This is a genomic window from Burkholderia sp. NRF60-BP8, from assembly GCF_001522585.2.
Classification (GTDB): Bacteria; Pseudomonadota; Gammaproteobacteria; order Burkholderiales; family Burkholderiaceae; genus Burkholderia.
This window is the reverse complement of sequence record NZ_CP013373.1, coordinates 44,419-56,286: the sequence shown is the minus strand read 5'-3', so window position 1 is coordinate 56,286 and position 11,868 is coordinate 44,419. Positions and strand designations below refer to the sequence as shown.

The window sequence follows — 11,868 nt, the reverse complement described above, 5'->3', positions numbered from 1 at the left end:
CAAGCTGAAATCAGCCCTCCCCAGCGTTTGAAAAGTATCCCTAAATAAAAATCGAATCTATAGTGAAACGTCCAATTTTTTTGATGCCGTCGCTTGCCGAAAACAGGCGGGCGTTTGCGGCCGCCACCACGGAACATTCGTCCTGTCGTCGCGACTGACTGCGGCGCGAGCCGGCTCGGGGGGCGCTCTTCGAGCATTCGCATCGGATTCGTGGAAAACCCCTAACGGAATCGCCGCCCCGCGAAAGGTAGCGGAAGGTTTCGCCTCCCTATACTCGTGATGACGATGCAGCAAGCATCGCGCCATACGATTACAACGAAGGAGACGATCCCGATGCGACCCATCCTGCGCACCCTCGCCGTTGCAGCCCCCCTCACCTGCGCGCTCGCCGCCCACCCCGCTTTCGCCGACGACGACGGCAAGATCACGATCATGGTCGGCGGGATCGCGAAGATGATCTACCTGCCCGCGCGGCTCACGCAGGAACTCGGCTACTTCAAGGCCGAGGGGCTCGACGTCGAGCTGCTGTCGCAGCCGGCCGGCGTCGACGCCGAGAACGAGCTGCTCGCGGGCGCCGTGCAGGGCGTCGTCGGCTTCTACGACCACACGATCGACCTGCAGAGCAAGGGCAAGGACGTGAAGGCGATCGCCGTGTTCGGCCAGGTGCCGGGCGAAGTCGAGATGGTGTCGACCAAGGCCGCGCCGACCTTCAAGTCGATGGCCGACGCGAAGGGCAAGACGCTCGGCGTGACGGGCCTCGGCTCGTCGACCAGCTTCCTCACGCAATTCCTCGCGCTGCAGCACGGCATCCCGTCCACGCAGTACACGATGCTGCCGGTCGGCGCCGACGCGAGCTTCATCGCCGCGATCAAGCAGGGCCGGATCGACGCCGGCATGACGACCGAGCCGACCGTGTCCGCGCTCGAGAAGATGGGCGATGCGAAGGTGCTGGTCGACCTGCGCACGCTCGAAGGCACGCGCGCCGCGCTCGGCGGCACCTACCCGGCCGCGAGCCTGTACGTGCAGTCGGCGTGGGCCGATTCGCACAAGGCGCAGGCGACCAAGCTCGCGCACGCGTTCGCGAAGACGATGCAGTTCATCCACACGCACAGCGCCGAGGACATCGCCGCGAAGATGCCGGCCGACTACCAGAAGGACAAGGTGCTGTACGTGAACGCGCTGAAGGCGTCGCTGCCGATGTTCACGGCCGACGCGAAGATGCCGGCCGACGGCCCGGCGACCGTGCTGAAGGTGCTGTCGGCATTCAACCCGTCGGTGAAGGGCAAGCACATCGACCTGACGCGCACCTACACGAACGAGTTCGTGAGCGCGAAGTAAGCAGCGACGCCGGCGGCGGCGATCCCGCCGCCGTGCGTTCCCCGTTCCGGCCCGGTCGACCGGCCCGGCGCCGCCATGCGGCGACGCCCTCTTCACCCGCAGGACGAACGCGATGAATCAGGCAGTCTCCCCGAGCACACCGGCGATCGAGTTTCGCAACGTGTCGTGCCGCTTCATTTCGCCGGAAGGCAAGGCCACCGTCGCGCTGCGCGACTTCAGCATGAGCGTCGCGCGCGGCGAATTCATCGCGATCGTCGGCCCGACCGGCTGCGGCAAGTCGACGACGCTGAACCTGATCACCGGGCTGCTCAAGCCCGTGTCGGGCGAAGTGCGCGTGATGGGCCGCCCGGTCGACGGAATCGACCCGCGCATCGGCTTCGTGTTCCAGGCCGACGCCGTGTTTCCGTGGCGCAACGTGATCGACAACGTCGCGGCAGGCCCGCTGTTTCGCGGCCGCTCGAAGGACGTCGCGTACGCGCAGGCCGAGGAGTGGATCCGCAAGGTCGGCCTCGACAAGTTCACGAAGCACTACCCGCACCAGCTCTCGGGCGGGATGAGAAAGCGCGTCGCGCTCGCGCAGACCTTCATCAACCAGCCCGAAATCCTGCTGATGGACGAGCCGTTTTCCGCACTCGACATGCAGACGCGCACGCTGATGCAGGACGAGTTGCTGCAGCTATGGTCCGCGAACAAGGGCTCGGTCGTGTTCGTCACGCACGACCTCGAGGAAGCGATCGCGCTCGCCGACCGCGTGTTCGTGCTGACCGCGCGCCCCGCGACGCTCAAGCGCGTGGTCGAGATCGACCTGCCGCGTCCGCGCGTCATGTCGGACGTGCGCTACGACGCGCGCTTCATCGAAATTTCCAGGAACATCTGGCACGACCTGCGCGAAGAAGTGCAGATCGGCTGAAAGCAAAGGACAGGAGCATGACCGACATGACGCTTCCCACCACCGCCATTGCGGCGACCACGCTCGAGGACGACGAGCGCGCCGCGCAACGCCGGCTGCGCCGCCGGCGCAACCTGATCGTCACGCTGCGGATCGCCGTACTCGTGTTCGTGCTGGGCGGGTGGGAACTCGCCGCACGGCTGAAGTGGATCGACCCGTTCTTCTTCTCGATGCCGTCGCTGATCTTCGCGCAGATCCAGGACTGGTTCGTGAACGGCACGTCGCAGGGCCCGCTGCTCACGCAGGTGTGGGTCACGCTCGAGGAAACCGCGATCGGCTTCCTGATCGGCTCGGTCGCCGGCGTGATCTGCGGGATCGTGCTCGGCCGCAACAAGCTGATGGCCGACGTGTTCGGCCTGTACATCCAGATCGCGAACTCGATTCCGCGCGTCGTGCTCGGCTCGGTGTTCGTGATCGCGCTCGGCCTCGGGATGGCGTCGAAGATCGCGCTGGCCGTCGTGATGGTGTTCTTCGTGGTGTTCGGCAACGCGTTCCAGGGCGTGCGCGAAGCCGATCGCTACCTGATCGCGAACGCGCAGATCCTCGGCGCGTCGCGCCGGCAGATCACCACGTCGGTCGTGATCCCGTCCGCGCTGAGCTGGATTCTCGCGAGCCTGCACGTGAGCTTCGGCTTCGCGCTGGTCGGCGCGGTGGTCGGCGAATTCCTGGGTTCCAAGCAAGGGATCGGGCTGTTAATCTCCACCGCCCAAGGCGCGTTCAACGCGAGCGGCGTGTTCGCGGCGATGATCGTGCTGGCCGTGGTCGCGCTGGCCGCCGACTATCTGCTGACGCGCATCGAGAAGCGGCTGCTGAAGTGGCGCCCCGCGGCGTTCTGAACGCCGCTGAACGACGCCTGACATGACACACGCGACCGCGCCGGCGACCCCGGCGCGGTTCGGCATTTCGGAGAAGGAGCGCAACAGGATGGCGCACAGCCTGCGCGGACGGCTGCTGTGGTGGCTGCTGCTGCCGCTCGCGGTGTTCGTGCTGATCGCGGGCGCGATGTCGTACGACACCGCGCGGACCACGGCCGGGCTCGTGCAGGACAGCGCGCTCGTTGCGTCCGCACGCACGATCGGCGAGGACGTCGAATGGCGCAACGGGCGGCCGGCGGCCGACGTGCCGCCGGCCGCGCTGGAGATTTTCGAATCGCCGTCGGGCGACTCGGTGTTCTACAAGGTGATCGACGGCCACGACCGCCTGCTCGCCGGCAATCCGGTGCTCGACCTGCCCGCGCGGCACGGCATCGAGCCGACGCTGTACGACACGTCGCTCGACGGCGTGCCGCTGCGCGCGGTGGCCTACGACCGCCAGCTGTACGACGAGGGGCAGGTCGAGACGGTCACGGTGGTCGTCGCGAAGACGACGCGTTCGTACGGCGCGATGGTCGCGACGATCTGGCGGCCGCAGCTCGTGCGCCTGTCGCTGATGCTGGTGCTCGCGGTGGTGCTCGTCTACCTCGGGCTCACGCTGGAGCTGCGACCGCTGATGAAATTGAAGGACGACGTGGCCGATCGCGGGCCGATGGAACTGGAGCCGATCCGCCCCGAGCGGCTGCAGCACGAACTGCGCCCGATCGTCGACGCGATCAACCAGTGCATCGCGCGGCTCAACACGCATACGGCCACGCAGCGCCGCTTCATCGCGGATGCCGCGCACCAGTTGCGCACGCCGATCGCGGTGCTCGACACGCAGATCCAGTACGCGCAGCGGCGCGGGCACGACGATGCGGAACTCGCGGCGGTGCTCGACAGCATGCAGCGCAGCAGCCGCAAGATGGCCGACGTGACCGACAAGCTGCTGCTGCTCGCGCATGCGGAAGCGACGCCGTCGACGCTCCTGACCCATCGCGTCGATCTCGCGGCCGTGGTGTCGAGCGTGCTGGAAGAGACGATCGTGCTCGCGCAGCGGCGCGACATCGACCTCGGCGCCGATCTCGGCGAGCGGCTCGACGTCGCGGGCAGCGATAGCCTGCTGACCGCGCTGGTGATGAACCTCGTCGACAACGCGGTGCGCTACACGCAGCCGGGCGGCTGCGTGACGGTCTGCGCGCGGCGCGACGGCGATGCGGTCGTGCTCGACGTGGTCGACGACGGCCCCGGCATCCCCGCCGAGGCACGGCCGCACGTATTCAAGCGGTTCTACCGCGTGTCGGCCGATACCGAGGGCTCGGGCCTCGGGCTCGCGATCGTCCGCGAGATCGCGCAGGCGCACGGCGGCAGCGCGTCGCTCGCGCCGGGCCCCGGCAATCGCGGTATCGTCGTCACCGTGCGGCTGCCCGCTTTCGATTGAAGAGAACGCCGTCATGAAACTCCTGCTGGTCGAAGACAACGCCGAACTCGCGCACTGGATCGTGAACCTGCTGCGCGGCGAGGATTTCGCGGTCGACAGCGTCGGCGACGGCGAGCGCGCCGACACGGTGCTGAAGACCGAGCGCTACGACGCGGTGCTGCTCGACATGCGGCTGCCCGGCATCAGCGGCAAGGAAGTGCTCGCGCGTCTGCGGCGCCGCAACGACAACGTGCCGGTGCTGATGCTGACCGCGCACGGCTCGGTCGACGACAAGGTCGACTGTTTCGGCGCGGGCGCCGACGATTACGTCGTGAAGCCGTTCGAGTCGCGCGAGCTGGTGGCGCGGATTCGCGCGCTGATCCGCCGGCAGGCCGGCGTCGGCACGACGCAGCTCGTGTGCGGCGATCTCGTCTATGCATTCGGCACGCGCGAATTCCGCTGCGGCGACGCCGTGCTCGCGCTGCGGCGCCGCGAGCACGCGATCCTCGAAACGCTGATGCTGCAGCAGAACAAGACGGTCTCGAAGGCGCGGCTGATGGACAGCGTGTTCGCGCTCGACGACGAACCGAGCGCCGACGCGATCGACATCTACATTCACCGGCTGCGCAAGCATCTCGCGCTCAGCACGGCCGAGATCATCACGCTGCGCGGGCTCGGTTACATCCTGCGCATGAAGAGCGCGCACGATTGACGCGCCTCGCTTCCGCACGCGCTCATGTCGATTCGTAGCACGAATCGTTGTCCAGACCTGCCGAGCGTCGGGCGGCGTCGCTTCCGCACGCCTTCCCGATCCGGGATGATTGCGCGTTCGGTGTTTTCACCGATCCGATTCTTGCGTCGGGGAAAGCGTCGTGAAGGATTGCACCCTCTACGATGCTACGCGTCGGCCCTCTCGCTGTGGCCGGCAAGAGTCGGCATACATTACGTACTGCCAACGACCGGATTTCAATACGGCAGCTCGGAGGAGACGATCTTGAAACGAAAAACCCTGGCCCTTTCCATCGCGGCGGCAGGCCTGTGCGCCGGCCACGCGCATGCGCAGTCGAGCGTGCAGCTCTACGGCCTGATGGACCTGAGCTTTCCGACCTACCGGACCCACGCCGACGCGAACGGCAAGCACGTGATCGGCATGGGCAACGAAGGCGAGCCGTGGTTCAGCGGCAGCCGCTGGGGCCTGCGCGGCGCCGAAGACATCGGCGGCGGCACGAAGATCATCTTCCGCCTCGAAAGCGAATTCGTGGTCGCGAACGGCCAGATGGAGGACGAAGGCCAGATCTTCGACCGCGACGCGTGGGTCGGCGTCGAGGACGAGCGCTTCGGCAAGCTGACGGCCGGCTTCCAGAACACGATCGCGCGCGACGCGGCGGCGATCTACGGCGACCCGTACGGCTCCGCCAGGCTGTCGACCGAGGAAGGCGGCTGGACCAACTCGAACAACTTCAAGCAGATGATCTTCTACGCGGCCGGCCCGACCGGCACGCGCTACAACAACGGCATCGCGTGGAAGAAGCTGTTCGCCAACGGCATCTTCGCGAGCGCCGGCTACCAGTTCAGCAACTCGACGCAGTTCGCGACCGGCTCCGCGTACCAGCTCGCGCTCGGCTACAACGGCGGCCCGTTCAACGTGTCGGGCTTCTACAGCCACGTGAACCACGGCGGCTTCCGGAACCAGACGTTCTCGGTCGGCGGCAACTACACGTTCGACATCGTGCGCCTGAATGCCGGCTACTTCCGCTACAACGGCGACCAGGGCGCGCTCGGCCAGCGCCACGACGATGCGTGGACGGTGTCGATGAAGATCGCGCCGAAGGGCGCGCTCGACTACGAGCTCGGCTACCAGCAGATGCGCATCAAGAACGCCGCGAACAACGCGGACGGCTTCACGCCGAACGCGAACCTCGGCGCATTCAGCCTGACCAACGGCGTCGCCAACGGCTTCAAGGAGACGATCTACGGGTCGGTGTTCTATCACCTGAGCAAGCGCACCGAGGTGTACCTGGCCGGCGACTACATGAAGCTGCATGGCGGCTACACGGCGGCGTCGACGTTCGGCGCGAAGAACCAGCTCGAACTGACGTCGGGCATCCGGACGCGCTTCTGACCGGCGTTTCGCCCGGGCGGGGCCATCGTGCTCCGCCCGTCTCTCTTTCGGGAATCTCCATGCGGGCACGGCCGGCGCACTGCGCCGACCGTGCTTTTTTTCGTCCTGCCGCGACAAGCTGCGGGCGGGTCGCGATCGTCGTCGCACAAGCGCGCGGTTCACTGCGCCGTTGCGCGCCGACCGACGCCAAAATGGACGTAATACGATATCTCGCCGTCATGCGTTGCTGAAGAATTCAGCGTTTTCCAGACGCGACGCCCGTCGTGTCACGGCGGCCCGACGGCCGTCAGGTACTGACGCACATGATATCGACACGATGTTTCCGGCGAATCGCCGTTTTGGGCTGGCTGGCCGCCGCTTGGCCGGCGCACGCGGCCGACTTGCTCGACGCGGTCAATGCTGCGAGGGGATTCGACTCGGGCATCGCCGCGGCGCGCGAAGCACGGCTCGCCGGCCGCGAGAAGCGGTGGCAGGGGCTGGCAGGCCTGCTGCCGCGCGCGCAGATCGACGGCAACTACACGAAGCAGGATCAGCCGACGGCGACGTATGCGGCCGCGGTGCGTCGCCATAGCGCGTCGGCGACGATCACGCAGCCGATCTTCGATATGGCGCGTATCGCCGACTTCAAACGGGGCGGCGCACTCGCCGACCAGGCCGACATCGAGTACGAAAAGGCCCGGCAGACCCTCATCACGGACGTCTCCAACGCGTATTTCGACGTGCTGTATGCACGCGAGGTACTGCAGGCGGCCGATTCCGCTCGGCAGGCGTTCCAGCGGCAGTTCGACCAGGCGCAGGCCGCGCTGCGCATCGGCGACGGCACGCGGACCGACGTCGACGAGGCGCGGGCCAATCTCGATGACGCGCTCGCGCGCAAGGTCGGCGCGCAAACGGATCTGGAAATCGCGGGCGGCACACTGCGCCGGCTGACGGGGCTGCCCGCGGACGACATCGCGCCGATCGCATGGCAGTGCGTGCCGCCCGCGGCGCCCGTCGACCTGCCGGTCGCGATGGACGAAGCCGCGCGCGACAGCGTCGACGTGCGCCTGGCTGAAAAGCAGCTCGAGCAGTCGCGCGCCGACATCGTTGCCGCGACCGGCGCGAATCTGCCCGTCGTGAACCTGCAGGCGAGCTACGGCACCAACTGGAGCCGCGGCGCCGACGAGAACGTGCTGGACAACATCTTCGGCACGACGTCGAAAACCCGTTCGTCGGTGATCGGCGTGACGATCACGATTCCGCTGTTCGCCGGCGGCGGCCCGCTGTCGGCGAGCCGTGAAGCCTATCGCCGCCGCAACCAGGCGCGCGACGCGCTCGAGGATGCACGCCGCAAGGCGCGCGAACGCGCGCGCAGCGCGTATCTCGGCATCACCAACGGCCTCGCGCTGATCCGCGCGCAGGAGCGTGCGCTCGCATCGGCCGACAGCAAGGTGAAATCGACGAGCCTCGGCCGTGAAGTCGGGCTGCGCACGCAGATCGACGAGCTGAATGCGCAGCAGCGCTACTTCGAGGCGATCCGCGATCTTGCCGACACGCGCTACCGCTACCTGCGCGCGCGGCTCCAGCTATCCGCCGCCATCGGTACGCTCGGCGACCACGACGTGGCCGCCCTCTCGTGCGCAGCGCCGGGTTCGCCATGACGCGCCGCGCGCCTGTCCCGTCCTTTTTCCGCGAACACTCATGACCGACTCCCTGTTCCGCCAGGAAGCGCTCGATGCGACCAAGCACAAGCTGATGGGCACCGTTGCGCTGTATTCGCCGCCCTATCGATGGCTGACGATCGGCATCGTGTCGGCGCTCACGCTCGCGATCGTCGTGTTCCTCACGTTCGGCACCTATACGAAGCGCGAACGGGTCGTCGGCCAGTTGCTGCCCGCGAAAGGGTTGCTGACCGTGGCGCCGCCGCTCGCGGGAACCGTGATCGACACGCGCGTGCGCGAAGGGCAAACGGTCGCCGCGGGCGCGGAGCTGATGGCCGTATCGGGCGAGATCGCGACACAGCTCGGCGCGACGCGCGAGATGGTCGCGCGGCAATTGAAATTCCAGCGCGAACGGCTGCAGACCGATCTCGCCGGGCAGACGCAGTTGAGCGACGAGGCGCGGCGCGGCCTGCGCGTGCAGGCGGCAGCGCTGAACGACCAGCTTGCGCAGATCGCACAGCAGAAGATCCAGCGCACGCGCCAGGCGGAACTGTCGCGTCGGCAGCTCGACAAGCTGCAGGCGATGCGCGAGGAAGGCTACGTGTCGAACAGCCAGGTGGAACAGCAGGAAGGCGTGTTGCTCGACGCGCAGACGCGCCTTCAGGATCTCGCGCGCCAGCGGCTCGACGTCGACCAGCAACTCGACCGGATTCGTCAGCAGCTGCGCGAATTGCCGCTCAACACGCGCAATCGGCAGAACGACATCGAGCGCAAGCTCGCGGAGCTCGACCAATCGATCGCCGAAAACGAGGCGCGTCGCGCGGTGATCCTGCGCGCGCCGCAGGCGAGCGTCGTCGCGGCGCTGCTCGCGAAGCCGGGGCAGCTCGTCGGCGCCGGGCAGACGGTCGTGTCGCTGCTGCCGCAAGGCGCGCAGCTCGAAGCGCAACTGATGGTGCCGAGCCGCGCCATCGGCTTCGTGCGCGCCGGCGCACGCGTCGTGCTGCGCTACGAGGCATACCCGTTTCAGAAGTTCGGGCAGCAGTTCGGGCGCGTGACCGAGGTGTCGCGCACCGCGCTCACGCCGCAGGAGGTCGCGAACCTGACCGGCCGGACGAACGTGCCCGAGCAGCTTTATCGGGTCGTCGTCGCGCTCGACCGGCAGGACATCCTCGCATACGGCAAACCGGAAGCGCTGCGTCCGGGCATGGCGCTGGAAGCCGACGTGCTGATCGACCGGCGGCGGCTGATCGAGTGGGTGCTCGAACCGCTGTACGCGCTCGGCCGGCGCGCATCGTCGTGATCGCGCCTGCGTGCATGCATACGTCATGGAGCCAATAAAACGATGAAATGGATGGACGCGTTGCAGTTCGGCTGGCGTCGCCGGCTGCCGGTCATGTTGCAGACGCAGGCGGCCGAATGCGGGCTCGTCTGCGTGGGCATGGTGGCGAGCTATTTCGGCCACGATCTCGACCTCGTCAGCCTGCGCCGCCGTTTCAGCCCGTCGCTGAAGGGCGCCACGCTCGGCGACGTCATGCTGATCGCCCATCGGCTGGGTCTCGCCTCCCGTGCGCTCCGACTCGAGCTCGACGAGCTCGGCCGGCTGCGGCGCCCGTGCCTGCTGCATTGGGACATGAACCATTTCGTCGTGCTGAAGTCGGTGTCGCGCGGCAAGATCACGATTCACGATCCGGCGCGCGGCCGCTGCGACGTGCCGATGTCGGAGGTGTCCGCTCATTTCACCGGAGTGGCGCTGGAACTGCTGCCGTCGCCGTCGTTCAAGCGCGCGCAAGCGCGCGAATCGATCTCGATGACGCGGCTGATCGGCAACGTGACCGGCATTCGCACGACGCTGGTCCAGGTCTTGCTGCTGTCGGCCGCGCTCGAGGTGTTCGGCATCGTCACGCCGTTCTACATGCAGTGGGTGATGGATCAGGTGCTGGTGTCGGCCGACGCCGATCTGCTGACCCTGCTCGGAATCGGCTTCCTGCTCGTCGTGCTGTTCCAGAACGCCGTGTCCGCGCTGCGCTCGTGGGTCGTCACGTGGTTCTCGAGCCTGCTCGGCGTGCAATGGACCGCGAACGTCTGCTCGCATCTGTTCCGGCTACCGCTCGCGTACTTCGAGCAACGGCACATCGGCGACGTCGTATCGCGCTTCGGTTCGATCGGCACGATCCAGAGCACGCTGACCACCCAGTTCATCGGCGCGCTGCTCGACGGCGTGATGGCCGTCGTCACGCTCGGCATGCTGTTCGTCTACAGCCCCGTGCTGACATGGCTCGTGCTCGGGCTGTTCGCCGTCTACGGCCTGATTCGCTGGGTGTCGTACCGACCGTTCCGGCAGGCGAACGAGGAACACATCGTCTACGCGGCGCGCGCGCAGTCGAACCTGCTCGAATCGATCCGCGGCGTGCAGGCGGTCAAGCTCGCGAACCAGCAGGACGCGCGCGTCGCGGCCTACGCGAACGCGATCGTCGAGACCGCCAACAAGAACGTGGCGATCCAGCGCCTGTCGATCGGCTTCTCGACGCTGCAGGGCGTGATCTCGGGCGCCGGCCGCGTGGTGCTCGTGTGGCTTGCGGCGAAGCACGTGCTCGACGGGCAGTTCTCGGCCGGCATGCTCGTCGCATACGTGAGCTTCGCCGACCAGTTCATGTCGCGCGGCGCGGCGCTGATCGGCACGATCATCGATTTCCGGATGCTGCGCCTGCACGGCGAGCGCCTCGCCGACATCGTGCTGACCGATGTCGAGGGCGACATGGAGGCGAAGATCGCGCATGCCTCGAGGGCGACGGACGATGCCGGCCCGCCGGCGATCGACGTGCGCGGCGTGAGCTTCCGCTACGGGGAAACCGAACCGTGGGTGCTCGAGGACTGTTCGTTTTCGGTGGCGCCCGGCGAATCGATCGCGCTCGTCGGCCCGTCGGGCCACGGCAAGACGACGATGGCGAAGCTGATGCTCGGCCTGCTTGCGCCCGAGCAGGGCAGCGTGTGCATCGGCGGCGTCGACATCCGCAAATTCGGCCTGCAGCCGTATCGCGACCTGATCGGCTGCGTGATGCAGGACGACATCCTGTTCGCCGGTTCGATCGCCGACAACATCTGCTTCTTCGATCCGCAGCCGGACCACGCGCGCGTCGAGGAAGTCGCGCGGCTCGCGCAGATCCACGACGACATCGTCGCGATGCCGATGGGTTACCAGAGTCTCGTCGGCGACATGGGCTCGTCGCTGTCGGGCGGCCAGTGCCAGCGCGTGCTGCTCGCACGCGCGTTCTACCGGAAGCCGGCGATCCTGGTGCTCGACGAGGCGACGAGCCATCTCGACGTCGAGCGCGAACGCCTGATCAACGACGCGGTGCGGGCGATGAACGTGACGCGGATCATCATCGCGCATCGGCCGGAAACCATTCGCAGCGCGGACCGGATCGTCGAGCTCGTGCAGGGCCGCGCGCGGGCGCTGGAGTGCGGCGCACTGGCCGTATGACGGCGCGGTGACCACGGAATCCTCGTCGCGCGATGCGCGGCGGGCCGGCCGACGCCGATCCGGCCAT

9 protein-coding genes are annotated in these 11,868 nt (G+C 67.4%); all 9 read left to right on the top strand.

Features of this window, described 5'->3' with window-relative positions; translation table 11 throughout:
- Nucleotides 1-333 precede the first annotated feature (333 nt).
- The 9 genes from WS54_RS13235 (at nucleotide 334) to WS54_RS13195 (ending at nucleotide 11,801) form a co-directional block, all read left to right on the top strand.
- A complete protein-coding gene (locus WS54_RS13235; RefSeq protein WP_059780486.1) occupies nucleotides 334-1,338 on the top strand; it encodes an ABC transporter substrate-binding protein in 1,005 nt (334 codons plus the stop codon).
- Nucleotides 1,339-1,450: 112 nt separating this feature from the next.
- Nucleotides 1,451-2,248 (top strand): ABC transporter ATP-binding protein, encoded by a 798-nt coding sequence (locus WS54_RS13230; RefSeq protein ID WP_059780449.1) that lies wholly within the window; start codon nucleotides 1,451-1,453, stop codon nucleotides 2,246-2,248.
- A gap of 26 nt (nucleotides 2,249-2,274) precedes the next feature.
- Nucleotides 2,275-3,123, top strand: a complete 849-nt coding sequence (locus tag WS54_RS13225) for an ABC transporter permease (protein WP_034209866.1) — start codon at nucleotides 2,275-2,277, stop codon at nucleotides 3,121-3,123.
- 88 nt (nucleotides 3,124-3,211) lie between these two features.
- The gene (locus tag WS54_RS13220; RefSeq protein WP_059780450.1) at nucleotides 3,212-4,579 is read left to right on the top strand and encodes a sensor histidine kinase; all 1,368 of its coding nucleotides are present in this window, start codon (nucleotides 3,212-3,214) and stop codon (nucleotides 4,577-4,579) included.
- 13 nt (nucleotides 4,580-4,592) lie between these two features.
- On the top strand, nucleotides 4,593-5,270 hold the full coding sequence (locus WS54_RS13215; protein WP_034209696.1) for a response regulator: 678 nt from the start codon (nucleotides 4,593-4,595) through the stop codon (nucleotides 5,268-5,270).
- Between the two features lie 282 nt (nucleotides 5,271-5,552).
- Nucleotides 5,553-6,680, top strand: coding sequence for a porin (locus WS54_RS13210; protein WP_034209697.1), 1,128 nt, complete (start codon nucleotides 5,553-5,555; stop codon nucleotides 6,678-6,680).
- Nucleotides 6,681-7,018: 338 nt separating this feature from the next.
- Complete coding sequence (locus tag WS54_RS13205; RefSeq protein ID WP_236872784.1) at nucleotides 7,019-8,320, top strand: TolC family outer membrane protein; 1,302 nt, start codon at nucleotides 7,019-7,021, stop codon at nucleotides 8,318-8,320.
- Nucleotides 8,321-8,360: 40 nt separating this feature from the next.
- Complete coding sequence (locus WS54_RS13200; protein WP_059780452.1) at nucleotides 8,361-9,620, top strand: HlyD family secretion protein; 1,260 nt, start codon at nucleotides 8,361-8,363, stop codon at nucleotides 9,618-9,620.
- 42 nt (nucleotides 9,621-9,662) lie between these two features.
- Nucleotides 9,663-11,801, top strand: coding sequence for a peptidase domain-containing ABC transporter (locus tag WS54_RS13195; RefSeq protein ID WP_059780453.1), 2,139 nt, complete (start codon nucleotides 9,663-9,665; stop codon nucleotides 11,799-11,801).
- Nucleotides 11,802-11,868 lie beyond the last annotated feature (67 nt).